This window comes from Cupriavidus sp. 01T418 (assembly GCF_056398885.1).
In genome coordinates this window covers 15,435-34,665 of sequence record NZ_JBFTQG010000017.1, presented here as the reverse complement: position 1 = coordinate 34,665, position 19,231 = coordinate 15,435, and the positions used below count along the sequence as shown (strand labels likewise).

16 protein-coding genes are annotated in these 19,231 nt (G+C 65.8%); all 16 read right to left on the bottom strand.

Going from position 1 to position 19,231, the window contains the following annotated elements; genetic code table 11:
* Nucleotides 1-316: 316 nt before the first annotated feature.
* Nucleotides 317-1,852: an amidophosphoribosyltransferase gene (purF, locus tag AC1DQ3_RS18000; RefSeq protein ID WP_477121526.1), complete on the bottom strand. Its 1,536-nt coding sequence runs from the start codon at nucleotides 1,850-1,852 to the stop codon at nucleotides 317-319.
* A gap of 98 nt (nucleotides 1,853-1,950) precedes the next feature.
* Nucleotides 1,951-2,448: a CvpA family protein gene (locus tag AC1DQ3_RS17995; RefSeq protein WP_477121525.1), complete on the bottom strand. Its 498-nt coding sequence runs from the start codon at nucleotides 2,446-2,448 to the stop codon at nucleotides 1,951-1,953.
* A 56-nt stretch (nucleotides 2,449-2,504) separates the two neighbouring features.
* On the bottom strand, nucleotides 2,505-3,227 hold the full coding sequence (locus AC1DQ3_RS17990; protein WP_477121524.1) for an SPOR domain-containing protein: 723 nt from the start codon (nucleotides 3,225-3,227) through the stop codon (nucleotides 2,505-2,507).
* A gap of 110 nt (nucleotides 3,228-3,337) precedes the next feature.
* Entirely contained in the window at nucleotides 3,338-4,648 is a 1,311-nt protein-coding gene (gene folC, locus AC1DQ3_RS17985; RefSeq protein WP_477121523.1) for a bifunctional tetrahydrofolate synthase/dihydrofolate synthase, read from the bottom strand.
* A 463-nt stretch (nucleotides 4,649-5,111) separates the two neighbouring features.
* Nucleotides 5,112-5,984, bottom strand: coding sequence for an acetyl-CoA carboxylase, carboxyltransferase subunit beta (accD, locus tag AC1DQ3_RS17980; protein ID WP_477121522.1), 873 nt, complete (start codon nucleotides 5,982-5,984; stop codon nucleotides 5,112-5,114).
* A 181-nt stretch (nucleotides 5,985-6,165) separates the two neighbouring features.
* Nucleotides 6,166-6,963, bottom strand: a complete 798-nt coding sequence (trpA, locus tag AC1DQ3_RS17975; RefSeq protein ID WP_477121521.1) for a tryptophan synthase subunit alpha — start codon at nucleotides 6,961-6,963, stop codon at nucleotides 6,166-6,168.
* Nucleotides 6,964-6,965: 2 nt separating this feature from the next.
* Nucleotides 6,966-7,874 (bottom strand): DNA-methyltransferase, encoded by a 909-nt coding sequence (locus AC1DQ3_RS17970; RefSeq protein WP_477121520.1) that lies wholly within the window; start codon nucleotides 7,872-7,874, stop codon nucleotides 6,966-6,968.
* On the bottom strand, nucleotides 7,874-9,067 hold the full coding sequence (gene trpB / locus AC1DQ3_RS17965) for a tryptophan synthase subunit beta (RefSeq protein WP_477121519.1): 1,194 nt from the start codon (nucleotides 9,065-9,067) through the stop codon (nucleotides 7,874-7,876). The genes AC1DQ3_RS17970 and trpB overlap by 1 nt, the downstream gene beginning before the upstream one ends.
* Nucleotides 9,068-9,185: 118 nt before the next feature.
* Nucleotides 9,186-9,890 carry a phosphoribosylanthranilate isomerase gene (locus AC1DQ3_RS17960; protein ID WP_477121518.1) on the bottom strand — a complete coding sequence of 235 codons (705 nt, stop codon included), beginning with the start codon at nucleotides 9,888-9,890 and terminating at the stop codon, nucleotides 9,186-9,188.
* Nucleotides 9,874-10,698, bottom strand: a complete 825-nt coding sequence (truA, locus tag AC1DQ3_RS17955; protein ID WP_477121517.1) for a tRNA pseudouridine(38-40) synthase TruA — start codon at nucleotides 10,696-10,698, stop codon at nucleotides 9,874-9,876. The genes AC1DQ3_RS17960 and truA overlap by 17 nt, the downstream gene beginning before the upstream one ends.
* Nucleotides 10,699-10,924: 226 nt before the next feature.
* Entirely contained in the window at nucleotides 10,925-13,783 is a 2,859-nt protein-coding gene (locus AC1DQ3_RS17950) for a motility hub landmark protein FimV (RefSeq protein WP_477121516.1), read from the bottom strand.
* 328 nt (nucleotides 13,784-14,111) lie between these two features.
* On the bottom strand, nucleotides 14,112-15,248 hold the full coding sequence (gene asd / locus AC1DQ3_RS17945) for an aspartate-semialdehyde dehydrogenase (RefSeq protein ID WP_477121515.1): 1,137 nt from the start codon (nucleotides 15,246-15,248) through the stop codon (nucleotides 14,112-14,114).
* Between the two features lie 327 nt (nucleotides 15,249-15,575).
* Entirely contained in the window at nucleotides 15,576-16,646 is a 1,071-nt protein-coding gene (leuB, locus tag AC1DQ3_RS17940) for a 3-isopropylmalate dehydrogenase (protein ID WP_477121514.1), read from the bottom strand.
* Nucleotides 16,647-16,685: 39 nt separating this feature from the next.
* Nucleotides 16,686-17,336 (bottom strand): 3-isopropylmalate dehydratase small subunit, encoded by a 651-nt coding sequence (leuD, locus tag AC1DQ3_RS17935; protein WP_477121513.1) that lies wholly within the window; start codon nucleotides 17,334-17,336, stop codon nucleotides 16,686-16,688.
* A 10-nt stretch (nucleotides 17,337-17,346) separates the two neighbouring features.
* Nucleotides 17,347-17,478, bottom strand: coding sequence for an entericidin A/B family lipoprotein (locus tag AC1DQ3_RS17930; RefSeq protein WP_477121512.1), 132 nt, complete (start codon nucleotides 17,476-17,478; stop codon nucleotides 17,347-17,349).
* Nucleotides 17,479-17,496: 18 nt separating this feature from the next.
* Nucleotides 17,497-18,906: a 3-isopropylmalate dehydratase large subunit gene (gene leuC, locus AC1DQ3_RS17925; RefSeq protein ID WP_477121511.1), complete on the bottom strand. Its 1,410-nt coding sequence runs from the start codon at nucleotides 18,904-18,906 to the stop codon at nucleotides 17,497-17,499.
* Between the last annotated feature and the right edge of the window lie 325 nt (nucleotides 18,907-19,231).

Here is a 19,231-nt window from a genome sequence, read left to right as displayed (position 1 = left end):
GCCCGTGCGATCCGTGGCCGGGGGCCGAATCGACGGGCTGCTTGTGTTCGTGGGGATAAGCCCCGCGCTGCGGCGGGAATCCGGCTTGCCATTGTGCCGTTGCTGCGCACAACCGGGAAGCCGGCGTTCCGCTTTAGCTGTTTCGGGCATTTCCCTGTGACGGGCAATTCCTGTTCCGGAATCGGCATAACCCTCCGGCAGGACCCGCGTCCGCAAGCTGACAATCAAATCGACGCCCGGCCATGTTACGGCCGGGCGTCGCTTCCCGTCAACTCCACGGCGTTGCCGCCGGCGTGCCCGTCTCCACCCGCTGCCGTTACTCGTTGCCGCCCGAGCGCTGCAAGTGCAGCTGCGAGCGCTCGCTCTCGCCCTGGCCGCCGTTGCCTTCGCGATCCGCCTGGCTGCGCGCGGTTTCCAGGCGTGCCAGGTAGGCTTCGTCGATATCGCCCGTGACGTAGCGGCCATCGAAGCACGAGGTGTCGAAGTCGTTCAGCTTCGGGTTGATGTCGCGCACGGCCTGCTTCATGGCTTCGACGTCCTGGTAGACCAGCTTGTCGGCGCCGATGATGCGGGCAATTTCTTCATCCGTGCGGCCGTAGGCAACCAGCTCGCTGCGGGTAGGCATATCGATGCCGTACACATTGGGGAACTTCACCGGCGGCGCGGCCGAGGCGAAGATCACCTTGTTGGCGCCCGCTTCGCGCGCCATCTGCACGATCTCGAAGGACGTGGTGCCGCGCACGATGGAATCGTCCACGATCAGCACGTTCTTGCCCTTGAACTCCACGCCCATGGCGTTGAGCTTCTGGCGCACCGACTTCTTGCGCACGGCCTGACCGGGCATGATGAAGGTGCGGCCGATATAGCGGTTCTTGAAGAAGCCTTCGCGATAGTTCACGCCCAGCTTGTTGGCCACCTGCATGGCGGCCGGACGACTGGAATCGGGGATCGGCATCACCACGTCGATATCGCCGGCAGAGACTTCGCGGCGGATTTTCTCGGCCAGGTAATCGCCCATGCGCAGGCGCGCGTCGTACACGGGCACGCCATCGATGCACGAATCCGGGCGGGCCAGGTAGACGTATTCGAAGATGCACGGCGTGAGCACGGGGTTATCGGCGCACTGCTGCGTGTAGAGATGGCCGTCGAGGTCGATGAAGATGGCCTCGCCGGGCGCCACGTCGCGTTCGAGCTTGTAGCCGATGCCTTCGAGCGCCACCGACTCCGATGCCACCATCCACTCCTTGCCGGTCGGCGTTTCCACGCTGCCCAGGCACAGCGGACGGATGCCGAAAGGATCGCGCACGGCCAGCATGCCGTAGCCGGCGATCTGCGCGGCAATGGCGTACGAGCCACGCACGCGGCGATGCATGCCGGCCACGGCCTTGAAGATCGTGGGCGGATCCAGCGCCAGGCCGCTGCTGGCGCGTTGCAGCTCGTCGGCCAGCACGTTGAGCAGCACTTCGGTGTCGGAGTGCGTGTTGATGTGACGACGATCGCGGCTGAACAGCTCCTCGTGCAACTGTTTCCAGTTGGTCAGGTTGCCGTTGTGGGCCAGGATCACGCCGTAGGGCGCATTGACGTAGAACGGTTGGGCTTCTTCCTCGCTCGAAGCCGAACCGGCGGTGGGGTAACGCACCTGGCCGATGCCGGCGGCACCAGGCAGGCCGCGCATATTGCGCGTGCGAAACACGTCGCGCACCAGGCCGTTGGCCTTGTGCATGTGGAAGGTGCTGCCATTTGCGGTAGCGATGCCGGCTGCATCCTGTCCGCGGTGTTGCAACAGCAGCAGGCTGTCGTAAATCAATTGGTTAACGGGCGTGGAGGAAACCACACCGACGATACCGCACATGCCAAGCTCCCAGGAAAGGCGTTTGAATCAGGGTGCGGCCCCGCCCTGCAGGGAGGAGCCCGCGTACTACCAGCCGGGCGGGTCTGCCCGGCTTCATGTCATGTCTTGACGTACCTGGCGACTTCAGGGGGCAGCCAGGGCCGCAGCGACTMCATCGCCTGCATCACATAAGGCCGGGACAGCGCGTCGCGCCAGAATGCCTCCTCGGGCAGCTTGGTGAACCCGGCCACGGTCACCAGGAACATCACCACCAGCGCACCGCGCAACAGCCCGAACACCAGCCCGAGGCCACGGTCGGCGGGCTTGAGCCCGGTCCTTTCGAGCAACTGGCCGAGCACCGTGCCCGCCAGCGCGGCAGCAATCACGGTGCCGATGAACACCACCCCGAAGCCCAGTGCGCTACGCGCCAGCTGGCCACCGGGTACCGAATCGGGAATCCAGCCAGCCGCGGTACCCGCGAAATGGTAGGCCACCAGGAACGCCACCACCCAGCCGATCAGCGCGAGCACCTCCCGCACCAGCCCGCGCAGCACGCCGATCAGGCCCGAGGCGACGAGGATGAAAACAACGCTGTAATCGAAAAAGGTCGGCTGCATGCGTAATACGATGTTCCGGCGCGGCGGCTGGCGTCTGGCCCAGCCGGCCCCGGCCTTTACTGTTCGACCACCTTGGCGGTCAGGCCCACGTCGCGCACCCGCTTCTCGGCAGCGTCGGCCGCGCCGCGATCGGAGAAGGGTCCGGCGCGCAACAGCACCCGCTCGCCATCGGCCAGGACTTTTTTCTCCATATAGGCGGGGATCTTGGCTGCCTTGAGCTTGCTGAGCCACCCCTTGGCCTTCTCCTCCGAGGAAAAAGCGCCGATCAGCACCAGGAACTTGCTGCTTTCCGGCTTGGCGTCGGCGCGGGCGGCGGGCTTGTCGGCAACTTTCTCGGCAGGTGCCGCGGTGGCGGGCTTGGCCGCGGCAGCTTCGGCAACCAGTTCCTCGCCGGCATCGAGCGCCTGGCTATCGAGCCTGGATTGCGGCGCCGGCGGCAGTGGATCCACCTTGCGCGCATCGGGCTTCACCTTGTCGCCCGCGCCGCCCGGGCCACCGTCGATCTTTACCAGGACATTGTCGACGACAGGCCTTGGCTGGGTCTCGAAGACGATCGGCAGCACGATGACGGCAGCCGCCATCAGCACCACCGCGCCGATCAGGCGCCGGCGCGCCCGCTGCTTCTGCGGGAATTCCGGGTCGAGCGTGTCGTCTGCGTACTCCTCGGCCAGGCGTCGCGACGAAGCGATGCCTGCACCCGGATCCGAACGCGAGCGGCGAGTGCGCTCCGGTGCCGGGGCGTTGCCCTTGCGGGAAGAAAACAGCGAAAGCAGGCCCATAGATTGGTTCGGTGCGACGGCCGCAAAACCGGCCGTTGAAATTGGCGCTCAGATTGCGCGGCGATTTGCCCCGGTGTTAGCCCCGGATCACTGCCCGGCGGCCGCGCGACTCAATTTGCCCGGGTGGCGCGATATGCCATCACGCCGGCCACGGTGTAGAACGATCCGAAGACCAGAATTCTATCATCCTCGGTCGCTCTGCCGAGGGCATCCCGGTAAGCCGCCTCCGGGCTGGGAAAGCAGGCCGCCGTGGCATCGGGCCCGGGATGGAAACCGCCCTCTTCCAGCTTCTCCAGCAGATCCGCGGCGCTGGCCGCGCGCGGCGTCGGCAGATCGCACAGGCACCAGTGGTCGACCTTGTCGGCCAGATGGCGCAGCACGCCGGCGAGGTCCTTGTCCTCCATCGAGCCGAACACCGCGTAGGTGTAGCGGAAGAAGCCCATGTTTTCGAGGTTCTGGCCGAGCGCGGCGGCCGCGTGCGGATTGTGCGCCACATCAAGGATCACCGCCGGGCGCCCCGGCAAGACCTGGAAGCGCCCCGGCAATTCGACGAAGGCCAGCCCGTTGCGCACTTCCTGGGCGCTGACCGGCAGGCGCGGACGCATGGCCTGCAGCGCGGCCAGCGCGGCCGAGGCGTTGAGCAACTGGTTGGCGCCGCGCAGCGCCGGATAACCCAGGCCACTGAGCTTGCGCCCGCGGCCGCTCCACTCCCACTGCTGGCGCTCCTGGCCCTTGGACGCCTGATGCTGGAAGTCCCGGCCCACCAGCCAGAGGTCCGCGCCGATGGCCTCGGCATGTTCGATCACCGAGTTCGGGGGCATTGGATCCCCCACGATGGCCGGCACCTCGGGACGGAAGATCCCCGCCTTCTCGTAGCCGATCTTCTCGCGCGTGTCGCCCAGGTAATGCGTATGGTCGATGTCCACGCTGGTCAGGATGGCGCAATCGGTGTCGATCACGTTGACCGCGTCTAGCCTGCCGCCCAGACCCACCTCCAGGATCATCGCATCGAGCCCCGCCGCGGCGAAAGCATGGATGATGGCCAGCGTGGTGAATTCGAAATACGTCAGGCTCACCGGATCGGCAAAGCTGGTGCGCGCGCGCTCCACCGCCTCGAAATGCGGCAGCAGTTGCGCGTCGGTGGCGAACTCGCCATTGATGCGCGCGCGCTCATTGAACGACATCAGGTGCGGCGAGGTATGGCAACCGACCTTGTAGCCGGCCTCCAGCAGGATGCGCTCCAGCATGGCGCAGGTGGAACCCTTGCCGTTGGTGCCGCCGACGGTGAACACCACCGCGTCGATGCGCAGTCCCAGAGCCTCCTTGACGCGGGTGATGCGCGCCAGGCCCATGTCGATGCCGACCGGATGGGCGGATTCGAGATGGGATAGCCATTCGGGGAGGGAGGCAAAGATGGGCATGATGGGGATACAGGTTGTTCGGGTGTCTGGCTTAATTGGAGCCGGTTAACTCTAACTTCAACTTCAATTTCAACTTCAACTTCAAAGGCTTAAAGTCAAAGGCCTAAAGTCAAAGGCGGTTTCACCCCCCTGCGGGGGGCGACCTACTTTTTTGTCTTGCCAAAAAAGTAGGCAAAAAAGGCGCGCCGGATGGGGCGACACCCCGAGGCGCCCCATACGGCCTGGTAAACCTGCACGGCTCGCTTCGCATCGCGGGACGGTGTGGCCCGCCCCTCGGGCGCTTCACACGGCTACCAATCGTTATTTGGACGGACTCGCTCCTGCAAACGCCCGCCCTCTCCCGCAGGGGGAGGGGAAACCGCCTTTGACTTTAAGCCTTTGACATTGAAGTCAAGCAGTTATCCCCAAAAGCGAAAAAGCGCGAACAACCGTCCGCGCCTGATCACATCAACAAACCCAACCGTTACGCCACCGCATCCGCCGGCTGCTTCTGCAGCAAGGCCAGCAACTGTGCCAGTTCGGCCCGCAGCTTCCGACGATCGATAATCATATCGATAGCGCCCTTCTGCAACAGGAACTCAGCCCGCTGGAAGCCTTCAGGCAGCTTTTCACGCACAGTCTGCTCAATCACGCGCGGCCCGGCGAAGCCGATCAACGCCTTGGGCTCGGCGATAACAACATCGCCCAGGAACGCAAAGCTGGCCGACACGCCACCCATGGTGGGATCGGTGAGCACGCTGATAAACGGCAGCCTGGCGTTCGACAGCTGGTTCAGCATCGACGTGGTCTTGGCCATCTGCAGCAGCGACAGCAGGCTCTCCTGCATACGCGCACCGCCCGTCGCGGTAAAGCAGATAAACGGCACCTTCTGCTCCAGCGCCGCCTGGGCGCCACGCACAAAGCGCTCACCCACCACCGAACCCATCGAGCCGCCCATGAATTCGAATTCGAAGCAGCTCACCACCACCGGGATGGTATGGATGGCACCGCCCATCACGACCATGGCATCGGTCTCGCCGGTGTCGTCCATGGCGGCCTTGATGCGGTCGGGATACTTCTTGGTGTCCTTGAACTTGAGCGCGTCGACCGGCAGGATCTCCTGGCCGATCTCATAGCGGCCTTCGGCGTCCAGCAGCCCGTCGAGGCGGGCGCGGGCGCGGATGCGCATATGGTGGTCGCACTTGGGGCAGACGTGGAGGTTGGCCTCGACGTCGGTCCGGTACAGGACCGACTCGCACGACGGGCACTTGACCCACAGCCCTTCCGGAATGCCCTTGCGGGTGGAGGGGTCGGTCTGTTGAATCTTGGGGGGGAGGAGTTTATCCAACCAGCTCATGAAAGGCTCCTTTCGGCACATGTGCGGAACATGTCAGGCCGCGAATTTACCATGCCTGCAGTCCGCAGTCCCCGTTCCGCCGGGGCTATGCGCCTGTTGCGGCACAACGGCCGCCAAAATCATGCATTTTGTCGCTTTTGCCGCCCGCGCGCCAGCACGGGTGGTGCCATACGAATCACATTCAGGCGTCGAGCGCCTGGCGGATTTCCGCGATAAAGGACTGCAGCGATTGTACTGCCAGCTCGCGCGGCGCATCTTCCAGCAGTTGCACCAGGCGGCTGCCGATCACCACGGCATCGGCCACGCTGCCGATCGTGCGCGCTGTCTGCGCATCGCGGATGCCGAAGCCCACACCGACCGGCAGGTTGGCATGGCGCTTGATCAGCGGAATGCGCGCGGCGACGCTGTCAAGGTCGATGGTGGCCGAGCCGGTCACGCCCTTGAGCGACACGTAGTACAGGTAGCCGCTCGCCAGCCTGGCCACGGCTTCGATGCGATCGTCGGTGGAGGTGGGCGCCAGCAAGAAGATCGGGTCCATGTCATGGATGCGCATCTGCGCCGCGAAAGACTCGCACTCTTCGGGCGGGTAGTCGACCACCAGCACGCCGTCGACGCCGGCGGCCGCCGCGGCCTTGGCGAAGGTCTCCTCGCCCATGCGCTCGATCGGGTTGGCGTAGCCCATCAGCACCACCGGCGTGGCGGCATCGGTCTGGCGGAACTCGGCCACCCAGGCCAGCACCTGGGTCAGGGTCACGCCATTGGCGAGCGCGCGCTCGGAGGCACGCTGGATCACCGGGCCGTCGGCCATCGGGTCGGAAAACGGCACGCCGAGTTCGATCACATCGGCGCCGCCCGCCACCAGCGCGTGCATCAGCGCGACCGTCAGGCCGGGCTCGGGATCGCCCGCGGTGATGAACGGAATCAGGCCCTTCTTGTTCTGCGCGGCCAGCGCCGCGAAAGTCGATTTGATGCGGGACATGGTCATTGAGCGAGAGTGGGCAACAGCGCGGACGGCGTGGCCAGCAAAGGCTCATCGTTCGCTGCTGCGATGTTCAGGGTAGCCGGCGCGGCCTGCGGCGAGCTGATGCACGCCGCGACGCGTTCGCGCGCCACGCGCACATACTCGGGATTCATCTCGTAGCCGACGAAGCGCCGCCCGTGCAGCGCGCAGGCCACCGCGGTGGTGCCGCTGCCGGTAAACGGGTCAAGCACCAGCCCGCCCGGCGGGCAACTGGCCAGCACCATGCGCTGCACGATATGCAACGGCTTCTGGGTGGGATGGTCGGCACGCTCCGGATCCTGCCGGTGGATGCGCGGCACGCTCCACAGATCCTTCGGGTTGTAGCCCACCTCGAGCCACTTCTTGCCCTCGAAGCGCGGACGGCTGCGCGCTTTCTTGGTCACGGCATCGTAGGGCACGCGCACGGAGTCGAGATCGAAGTAGTAGTCTCGCGCCGTGGCGAAGAAGCCGATGTTGTCGTGCACCGAGGAGTACTTGCGCGTGGTGCCACCCATGCTGGGTACGCGCCGGTCCCAGATGATCTCGTTGATCATGGTCAGGCGCTGCTTGAGCATCACGAACAGCTCCGGCGAGTATTGCCAGGTGCAAAACAGATACAGCGAGCCGCGCGGCGCCAGCTTGGGCACCACCGCGTCGATCCAGCGCGCCGACCATTCCAGGTAGGCTTGCCCGGACAGGCGGTCGGAGTCGTTGCCGTAGTCCTTGCCCAGGCCATAGGGCGGATCGGCCACGATCAGGTCGATGGAGCCGTCGGCAATGCGCTTGATGCCTTCCAGCACATCTTCCTGGTAAAGCGTCAGTTGCGGCGCGGCGAGGGGCACGGACGGGGCGCCGCCTTCAGCGGCGCCCGGCGGGAGAAAGTCGCGCATCAGAGTTTCAGCCCCGAACGCTCGGCCACGGTATGCATGTCCTTGTCGCCACGGCCCGACAGGTTCACCAGCACCAACTTGTCCTTGGGCAGCGTCGGCGCCAGCTTGCACGCGTATGCAATGGCATGGCTGGATTCCAGCGCCGGGATGATGCCTTCGATGCGGCAGCAGTCGTGGAAGGCCTTGAGCGCTTCCTCATCGGTGATCGGGACATATTCCGCGCGGCCGATATCCTTGAGCCAGGCATGCTCGGGACCCACGCCCGGATAGTCCAGGCCGGCGGAGATCGAATGCGTCTCGATGATCTGCCCGTTGGCATCCTGCAGCAGGTAGGTGCGGTTGCCGTGCAGCACGCCCGGCGAGCCGCAGATCAGCGCGGCGGCATGGCGGCCGGTCTCCAGCCCGTCGCCGGCGGCTTCCACGCCGATCAGGCGCACGTCCTTGTGCTCGATGTACGGGTAGAAGATGCCCATGGCATTGGAGCCGCCGCCCACGCAGGCGATCACTGCATCGGGCTGGCGGCCCGTCAGTTCGGGCATCTGCACCTTGGATTCTTCGCCGATCACGCACTGGAAGTCGCGCACCATCATCGGGTAGGGATGCGGGCCGGCCACGGTGCCGATGATGTAAAAGGTGTTCTCGACGTTGGTGACCCAGTCGCGCATCGCTTCATTGAGCGCGTCCTTGAGCGTCCTGGAGCCGCTTTCCACCGGCACCACGGTGGCACCCAGCAGCTTCATGCGGTAGACGTTGGCGGCCTGGCGCTTGACGTCTTCGGAGCCCATGTAGACCACGCACTCCATGCCGAAACGCGCGGCGATGGTGGCGGTGGCCACACCGTGCTGGCCGGCGCCGGTCTCGGCGATCACGCGCGGCTTGCCCATCCGCTTGGCCAGCAGCGCTTGGCCGATCACGTTATTGATCTTGTGGGCGCCGGTGTGGTTGAGGTCCTCGCGCTTGAAATAGATCTGCGCGCCGCCGAGCATCTCGCTCCAGCGCTGCGCGTGATAGATCGGCGAAGGCCGGCCGACGAAGTGCTTCAGTTCGCGGCGGTATTCCGCGTCGAACTCGGGATCTTTCTGGAAGTGGGCATAGGCTTCGCGCAGTTCGTCCAGCGCGTGCACCAGCGTCTCGGAGACAAAGGAACCACCATAGGGGCCAAAATGGCCACGGGAATCGGGCAGATCGTACATGAGTCAGCTCTTCTGAACAGGGCCCTTGCCGGTCCGGCAGGGGCGCGATGACGTTAGGGTCGTGTGCTGGGYAGGCGCAGGATATGCGGGAAGCTGGATGCCTGAACGGCAACCTGTCTCACCCGGCATCGGCGCTGCGCACGGCGCGCACGAAGGCGGCAATCCTGGCGTGGTCTTTCACGCCTTTGCCGGCCTCCACGCCGCTGCTTACATCGACGGCGTAGGGCCGCACGCGCTCAATCGCGCCAGCGACGTTTTGCGCGTTCAACCCACCACTCAAAACGATCCGAGGAGCGGCGCTTGCGGTCGGGTTGTGGGTGGGCGGAAGCCATGCCGGGGGTATCAGGGTCCAGTCGAAGACGTGCCCGCCACCGCCGTAGCCTTCGACGAAGGCATCAAGCAGCAAGGCAGCGGCATCACGATACAGATCCGCGAATTCTACCAAATCAAGGCCGGGCTGCACGCGTGCTGCGCGCAGAAACGGCAAGCGGCAGCGCTGCGCCGCCAGGGCGCAGGCCTCCGGGCTCTCGTCGCCGTGGAACTGCAGTAGCGTAAGCGGCACGCGCTCGGCCACATGGGCGATGTCGTCGGCGTCCGCGTTGACAAACAGCCCGACCACCGAAACAAAGGGGCCGGCAGCTTCGGCCAGCGCGGCGGCGCGCGCCACCTCGACAAAGCGCGGGCTGCCCGGATAAAGGATCAGGCCGATCGCGTCGGCACCGGCATCGACCGCGGCGCGCACATCTTCCTCGCGCGTGAGTCCGCAGATCTTGACGCGGGTGCGGCGCTGCGCGGCGCTGCCCGGTTCAGGCAACTGGGTCATTGGCAAACACTCCATGGAACAGGCTGGCAGCCGCGTCCGCGGCCGGGATCCCGTATTGCTCAGGATACTTCACTCCGGCCAGGTAGAGGCCGTCGGGCATGAAGGTGGGTGCTGCCTTGGCGCGACTGCGCTCGGCCAGCACTTCAGCCATCCAGCCCGGCGGGTGGCGTCCCCGCCCTACCCCCACCAGGCAACCCATCAGGTTGCGCACCATGTGATGCAGGAAGGCATTGGCGCGGAAACGCACGAACAGCCAGTCGCCGTCGGCCTTGAGGGTGATGTCGTACATGGTCTTCACGGGCGACTTCGCCTGGCACTCGGCGGCGCGGAACGCGGAGAAATCGTGTTCGCCCAGCAGGCAGGCGGCGGCGTCGCGCATGGCGCCGACGTCCAGGCCCTTGCCCGGCGGCAGCATCAGGTAGCCAGCCCTGCCGTGCACCAGCGGCACACGGAGCGGGCCTGTATAGAGCGCGTAGTAATACATGCGCTCGAAGGCCAGGAAACGGGCATGGAAGCTCTCATCGACGGGCTTGGCCCATTGCAGCGCGATGGTTGGCGGCAGGAAGGCGTTGATGCCACGCACCCAGGAGAATGGCTCCCGCGACAAATCGGTGTCGATGTGGATCACCTGCCCGAGCGCATGCACGCCGGTATCGGTGCGACCCGCCACGGTGGCCTGCACGCGGCTGCCGGCAAACCTTTCGATGGCCTCCTCGAGCCGGTCCTGCACCGTATTGCGATGCGGTTGCGACTGCCAGCCGGAGAAGGCGGTACCGTCGTAATGGAGGCCGAGGGCAATGCGGGTCATGAGGCAAAAATCGACGAGCGGAAATGGATGGGCAAAACGCGAACGAAAACGGGCCGAATCCGGCGAATCCGGCGAATCCGGCGAAAAAGCGGCCAAGGCCGGCGCTTTCAGGCCCGCATTTCAGGCCCGCAAAAGGCAAATGCGCCGGGAGCCACGCTCCCGGCGCATCCGTGGCGCGGCCGGGCGCATGGCTTGCGCACAGCCCGCCATCATACAGCCTGGCCTGTCAGGCCACGTCGCGCAGCAGGCTGCGGGCCTCCGTCTGCAGCGGATCCTGCGACTGGTCCACCACTTCCTGCAGCAGTTCCCGCGCGCCTTCCTTATCGCCGATCTCGATATAGGCCCTGGCCAGATCGAACTTGATCTGCATGTCGCGGCCACCATCGACGGATTCGGCCGACATGGTGCTCGGAGAGATACCGCGCTCCGTATCCAGCCCGCTTTCCGCGCTCACGCGGGACAGGTCGATCGGTGCGGACAACTTGCCGTCGCGCAGCATGGTGGGCGCCGGCAGCGACGATGCCCCATAGGATGTGCGCGTCTCTTCGTGCGCGTCCGCCAGGCTATCGGCTCGCGCGTCGGCGTGGCCCGCCGGGTTGAGGTCAAGCGAGATGCCGGACATGTCGAAATCGAGCGGACGGCTGCGCGTGGGCGTATCCAGCGCAGGGATATCGTCGTGGCCGTCGCGGTCATGCGGCTCCGGTACATCCATGCCGAGGCCGTCGTCCAGCCGGATGGCGAGCCCCGACAGCGACTCGTCGGCGTTGGCGAACACGCGCGAGGCCGACTCGGGCGCGGTGATCGGCGTACCGGCCGCCGGCGCGGGGAAGCCGTCCAGCGGCAGCGCCAGGTCGGCCAGGTCCGCCAGCGCGGCTTCGCGCGGCGCGGCCGCCGGATCTTGCGAAGGATCGTGGGTGCGCCACTGGTCGCCCGGCATGGTGGTGGTATCGCCGGGAGCCGTATCTGGCAACACGCTCAGGTACAAGGCGTTGCCCGGATCGAGATGCCGTCCCATCTCGGTTGCCTGTAGCCACTCAGCCCCGTGTCCGCCCGTCTGGGCAAACATTTCTTCTGCAATCACGCGAAAACCTTCCACATCCTGACGATTGTTGTAGATCTCCATAAGCTTCAGGCGGATCGCCTGGCGCTCAGGGTTTTGCTGCAGGGCTTCGCGCAGGATCTCCTCGGCCTGCACATCGCGCCCGTAGGCGATATAGACCTCTGCCTCGGCGATCGGGTCGACCTCGTTGGCTTCCGCGGCATTGTTGCCAATGCGGAAATCGGCGCCGAACACGCTGTGCTGCGAGGTATCGACGCTCTGCCCGCCCGCGGCGCCGAACAGCGAATTGCCGCCCGCCATGACGGTGCTTTCCTGCGACAGGATGCTGTCCCCGAAGGCGGCGTTCTCGCCGGTCTTCTGTTGCTGGCGCCGGCGATAGATGGCATAGCCGCCCAGCAAGGCGAGCAGCAGGCCGCCGCCAGGCAGCAGCATGGGATTGGCGAGCAGATCATCGACGAAGGACGGCTGAGCCACCGGCTGGGGCTGCGTCACAACCGGCGGGCGCTTGGCTGCCGGCGCGGAGGCTGCCGCGGGCCTGGCGGCGGCAACCGCCGTGTCCGCTGCATTTGCGCTCGGGCTGCTGGCGCCAGCCGTGGCAGAAGCCGCCGAGGCCGGCGAGCCGGCCAACGGTACCGCGGTGGCCGCAGCGGCAGCACTGGCGCTGGCGCCGGCTTCTGCCGGGGCCGGTGTGGCGGCGGCAGTGGCGGCATCGGCCTTGGCCGTACCGGCCGGCACCACGGCGGGTGCGGCCGACGGCGCGGTGGCGCCGTCGTTGGCCGCGTCTTTCTGCGCCCGGGCCTGGGCCAGCTTGGCGATCTCGGCGTTCTTCAGCTCGACCAGCCGCTGCATGTCGTTAACATTCTTCTCAAGCTGCGCGAGGCGTGCCTCGGCTTCCTTGATCTGCCGCTCCTTGGCGATAGTGGCTTCGGCTGCCGCTGCGGCGGCAGCCTGGTTGCCCCGGTCGGGCTTGCTGAGCTTGAGTTCGTCGCGCGGGCCGGTGGCCGGCGCAGCCTGTTCCTGCACGCGCGCGGTGACATTGCCTGACTGCTCGCGGCCACTGCCGGCCTCGACCGAGCGTCCGGCCGCTGCCGTGGCCAGGCGGCCGCGGTAGGCGGCGAAGCCTTGCGTGCGCGCCACCACTTCGCGGCGAGCCTCGCGCGGCGCGACCGATTGGGCGTCCTGCTGGCTGGGCACCTTGAGCACGGCGCCAGCCTTGAGGCGATTCATGTTGCCGCCAACGAAGGCGTTCGGATTGTTGCGATAGAGCGCGACCAGCATCTGGTCGAGCGATACCGCGTCCTGCCCCTGCGAGGCCTCGTTGGCAATGGCGGAGAGGTTGTCGCCACGCTGCACGGTGTACGTGCCGGTGCCGTCGGCCGTTGCCCGCGCAGCGGCGCGGTGCGGGCGTGGTGCCGGGGCCTTGGCTTGCGGCCGTGGCGCCGGGCTGGCCGCCACAGGTGACGGGGCCGATGCCGTACCGGACACCGGCGCCGCGCTTGGCGTGGGCGCCGCTGCCGCCGGGGCCGCGTCGGGTGTTCCGGCCTGCACCACGGTGGTGGGCGAGAAAGTCTGGTTGGAGGGCTTGGCACCCGCCGGATCCAGCAGGAAGGTGTAAGCGCGCGACACCTTGCCGCTAGACCATGTCATGTCGACGAGGATGTCGACGAACGGCTCGCTGAGCGGCTGGGTTGACCGGACCCGTGCCACGTAGCTGCCGTTGGGGCGGCGCTCGACCTGCAGCCGCAGGCTGCTTACCGCCGGCAGATAGGTCAGGCCGGCCCTGGCATACGCATCGGGCGACGCCAGCTTGACGGTAAGCCCGTCCGCTTCGTCCGCACTGACGCCACTGATATCGATTTCCGCCTGCAGCGGCTGACCCAGATTCGACTGTACCCGTAATTGCCCGAACCCCGCGGCATAAGCGGCCGGCTGCGCGAGCAGCAAACCGAGTGCCGTGAAGGCCAGCGTTGACCAGCGCTGGCGGACGACAGGCGCATCTTTCCGGCGATGTTGGCTCACACTCACCTTGTGCTCCGTTGTGTTCTAGTAGTGGAATTAACTTAACATCAATGGTTTAGCGCAGCAAGTTAGCGTCCCGACTGAGCCCCGCGCCAACTCGTACGGACGTGCGGGCGACCGCCCCACAGCCCGGCATATGCCGTCTGCATTGTGACGCACCGCCGGGAAAAATAGGCAGCCGGACACGACAACGCCGCGCACATGCGCGGCGTTGTCATCAAAGCCAGGGGTTTCTGTTGCCTTGCTGCAACGAAACCCTGGAGGAGCCGGGGCCTGGCCGGCAAGACATGGGCCAAGACATGGCCTAAGGCCGTCCGCAGCGCCGGTCCCTGGCTCAGGCTTCGATCAGGATGCGCAGCATACGGCGCAGCGGCTCGGCCGCGCCCCACAGCAGCTGGTCCCCAACGGTGAAGGCCGACAGGTATTCGCCACCCATCTGCATCTTGCGCAGGCGCCCCACCGGAATGGTCAGGGTGCCGGTCACGGCAGCCGGCGTGAGGTCGGTCACGCTGGCCTCGCGGGTATTCGGCACCACCTTGGCCCACTGGTTGTTCTCGGCCAGCATGCCTTCGATCTCATCGAGCGGCACGTCGCGGCGCAGCTTGATGGTCAGTGCCTGCGAATGGCAGCGCATCGCGCCGATGCGCACGCACAGGCCGTCCACGGCGATCGGCGAAGCGCCGGTCGCGCCCAGGAAGCCTTCGCCGCGACCCAGGATCTTGTTGGTCTCGGCGCCGGCCTTCCATTCTTCCTTCGACACGCCGTTGCCCAGGTCCTTGTCGATCCAGGGAATCAGGTTGCCGGCGAGAGGCACGCCAAACTGCCTGGTTTCATCCGCCGACAGGCCGTGCTGGGTCGCCAGGATGGTGCGGTCGATTTCCAGGATGGCCGATGCGGGGTTGTCCAGCAGCGACTTGACCGACGCGTTGAGCGTGCCGAACTGCGTCAGCAGCTCGCGCATATGCTGCGCGCCGCCGCCCGAGGCAGCCTGGTAAGTCATGGAGGTCATCCAGTCGATCAGGTCGTGCTGGAACAGGCCGCCCAGGCCCATCATCATGCAGCTGACCGTGCAGTTGCCGCCGATGAAATTCTTGACGCCCTTCGCCAGCGCATCCTTGATCACGCCGAGGTTGACCGGATCCAGCACGATGATGGCATCGTCCTTCATCCGCAGCGAGGACGCCGCGTCGATCCAGTAGCCCTTCCAGCCGGCTGCGCGCAGCTGCGGGAAAATCTCGTTGGTGTAGTCGCCACCCTGGGCCGTGAGGACAACGTCGCACTTCTTCAGCGCTTCAATGTCGTTGGCGTCCTGGAGCCTGGTTTCATTCCTGGCCATGGCCGGGGCCTGGCCACCAGCGTTGGACGTGCTGAAGAATACGGGCTCGATATGGTCGAAATCGCGCTCTTCCTGCATGCGTTGCATCAGGACGCTGCCGACCATTCCTCGCCAACCGACGAGACCTACAATCATGACTTACCTCGGATGTGATTTGAACTTCCCCGCGCTTTCCTCGCCCGACGTGACTGCGCGGGGAAGACGAGCAGGCACGACGGACGATCTAGCCGATCGTTTTGGTAATAATGGTTTTAATCGTCGTTGCGGTAAGCGGGTGGCCGTGCGAACCCAGGCCAACCGGGCTGCGGGTAGCAACCGGGGCGGCGATGGCAGTCGAGGGGGACTGGAAGATTCGGACCATCGGCAAAGTCTACACGATTTTGCGGCGCTGCCACACAGGGGAAATCGGGGACAAATGAAAGAAAAGGCGCCGCATGCGGCGCCTTTTCAACTTGATACAACTTACAGCAGCGCGGCCAGAACCGCTTCGCCCATCTCGCGCGTGCCAACTTGCTTGCAACCCGGCGTCAGGATGTCGCCGGTGCGATAGCCCTGGGCCAGCACCTTCCTGACGGCATTCTCGATGCGGTCGGCCTGTTCGGCACGATTCAGCGAGAAGCGCAGCATCATCGCCGCCGACAGGATGGTGGCCAGCGGATTGGCCACGCCCTTGCCGGCGATATCGGGCGCGGAACCGTGCGACGGCTCGTACAGGCCCTTGTTATTGGCATCCAGCGAAGCCGACGGCAGCATGCCGATCGAGCCGGTCAGCATGGCGGCCTCGTCCGACAGGATGTCGCCGAACATATTGCCGGTGACGATCACGTCGAAGCTCTTGGGCGCCTTGATCAGCTGCATGGCCGCGTTGTCCACGTACATATGCGACAGCTCGACGTCCGGATATTCCTTGTGCACATCGATCACGACGTCCTTCCAGAACTGGAAGGTCTCGAGCACGTTGGCCTTGTCCACGCTGCACAGCTTCTTGCCGCGCTTGGCGGCGGCCTGGAAGGCCACGTGCGCGATGCGGCGGATTTCCGGCTCGCTGTAGCGCATGGTGTCGAAGCCTTCGCGCGCGCCCTGGAACGGACCGTCCGGCGCTTCGCGCATGCCGCGCGGCTGGCCAAAGTAGATGTCGCCGTTCAACTCGCGCACGATCAGGATATCCAGGCCGGCCACCAGTTCGGGCTTCAGGCTGGAAGCGCCGGTCAGCTCGGGATAGCAGATCGCCGGACGGAAGTTGGCGAACAGCTGCAGGTGCTTGCGCAGGCCCAGGATGGCCTGCTCCGGACGCAGCGGGCGATCCAGCTTGTCGTATTTCCAGTCGCCCACGGCGCCGAACAGGATGGCGTCGGCTTCCTTGGCCAGCTTGAGCGTGGCGTCGGGCAGCGGATGGCCGCTGGCCTCGTAGCCGGCGCCGCCCACCGGGGCGGTTTCCAGCTCGAATTTTTCGTCGAGCGCGTTCAGGACCTTGACGGCCTGCTCGACGATCTCGGGACCGATGCCGTCACCCGGCAGGACTGCGATTTTCATGCTTGTCTTCCTTGTTGTGTCTCGGCGTTCCAGCCAGCCTCAGCCAACCACGCGATTGTTCAGCCATGGCATCCTGGCCACGCGCGCTGCTTCGTAAGCCTTGATCTTGTCCGCATGGCGCAGCGACAGGCCGATATCATCGAAGCCATTGAGCATGCAGTACTTGCGGAACGGCGCGATATCGAACGCGTAGCTGTCGCCACCCGGCGTGATCACCAGCTGCTTGTCGAGATCGACCGTCAGCTTGTAGCCGTTGAACGCGTTGGTCTCGTTGAAGAGATGGTCGACCTGCAATTCGGTCAGCACCACCGGCAGCAGGCCGTTCTTGTAGCAGTTGTTGAAGAAGATGTCGGCGAAGCTGGGCGCGATCACGGCGCGAAAGCCATATTGCGTCAGCGCCCACGGCGCGTGCTCGCGCGAGCTGCCGCAGCCGAAGTTGCGCCGGGCCAGCAGGATCGAGCCACCCTGGTAGCGCGGCTGGTTCAGCACGAAATCCGGGTTCAGCGGACGCTTGGCATTGTCCTGGCCGGGCTCGCCGACGTCCTTGTAGCGCCATTCGTCGAACAGGTTGGGGCCGAAGCCGGTGCGCTTGATCGACTTGAGGAATTGCTTGGGGATGATGGCGTCGGTGTCGACGTTCTCGCGGTCCAGGGGCACCGTGAGCCCGCTGTGTACAGTGAACTTGTCCATGGTCGGTTCCTTACTTGCGTGCCGCGCTCTCAAGCGAGCGGCCGGCGGCCTGAGTGTCCTTGCCAAGGCCGGCCGTCGTATTGCAGCCGGCCAGCTGCAGCATGCCAAGGCATGCCAGCATGAGGATCAGGGCTTGTTTCATGATGGGCTTGCGCGCGAATCAGCCGAGCTGGCGGATATCGACGAAATGGCCTTCGATGGCAGCCGCTGCCGCCATCGCCGGGCTCACCAGGTGAGTCCGGCCACCCGCGCCCTGGCGCCCTTCGAAGTTGCGGTTCGAGGTGGACGCGCAGCGCTCGCCCGCTTCCAGGCGGTCGGCGTTCATGGCCAGGCACATCGAGCAGCCCGGCTCGCGCCATTCGAAGCCGGCGGCCTTGAAGACCTTGTCCAGGCCTTCCCGCTCGGCTTGTTCCTTGACCAGGCCCGAGCCCGGCACCACCATCGCCAGCTTCACGTTGGACGCCACGCGACGACCCAGCTTCTGCACGACCCACGCAGCGGCGCGCATGTCTTCGATGCGGGAGTTCGTGCAGGAACCGATGAAGACCTTGTCGATCTTGATGCTGTCCACCGGCACGTTGGGCTGCAGGCCCATGTACTCCAGCGCGCGCTCCATGGCGTTGCGCTTGTTCGGGTCTTTTTCATTCTCCGGATCCGGCACCCGGTCCTCGATGCTGACCACCATCTCGGGCGAGGTACCCCAGGTCACCTGCGGACGGACATCTTCCGCGCGCAGCTCGACCACGTGGTCGAAATGCGCACCGGTGTCCGAATGCAGCGTGCGCCAGTAGCCCACGGCCTGCTCCCACTCCACGCCCTGCGGCGAGAACGGGCGGCCCTTGACGTATTCGAGCGTGACCTCGTCCACCGCCACCAGGCCCGCGCGCGCGCCGGCCTCGATGGCCATGTTGCACACCGTCATGCGCCCTTCCATGCTCAGGTCGCGAATGGCCGAGCCGGCGAACTCGATGGTGTAGCCGGTGCCGCCCGCGGTGCCGATCTTGCCGATCACGGCCAGCACGATGTCCTTGGCGGTGCAGCCGCGCGGCAGCTTGCCTTCCACGCGCACCAGCATGTTCCTGGCCTTCTTGCCCAGCAGCGTTTGCGTGGCCAGCACGTGCTCCACTTCGGAAGTGCCGATGCCGTGCGCCAGCGCGCCGAACGCGCCGTGCGTGCTGGTATGCGAATCGCCGCACACCACCGTCATGCCCGGCAGCGTGGCGCCCTGCTCCGGCCCGATCACGTGCACGATGCCCTGGCGCAGGTCGTTCATCTTGAACTGGGTGATGCCGTACGCGTCGCAGTTGTTGTCCAGCGTGTCCACCTGCAGCTTCGACACCGGATCGGAAATGCCCTGGCTGCGATCGGTGGTCGGCACGTTGTGGTCCGACACCGCCAGGTTGGCGCTGATACGCCAGACCGGGCGCTGCGCCAGCTTCAGGCCTTCGAACGCCTGCGGGCTGGTGACTTCGTGCAGCAAGTGCCGGTCGATGTACAGCATCGTCGTGCCGTCTTCCTCGACGTGCACGGTGTGGTCATCCCAAAGTTTGTCGTAGAGCGTCTTGGCCATGATGCAGGGGGGGGCGGGCCGGGACCGTTCAGGAACTGCACGGCTGGCGGCGTCGCGCGGTAGTTTGCGGGGATTTTTTCGCCGGAATGCGGGCAATGCACTGCGGCTTGCTGCGATGCTTGACTTCGCAATCGATTATGCCACAGCGATTGTGCGCGGCCAGGCCCTGCCCGGGCCGCGCGGCGGCGGGAATGTAATGTGATTGGCGAAAGGGGGATTTCGCCGATGGCGAAAAGGGAGAGGAATACCCTGGGCCGTGGGCTTTCTCCCGCTCGCCCCGCCACGCGGGCGAGCGGGAGCAAGGATGGGCCTAGCCCCCCTTGCC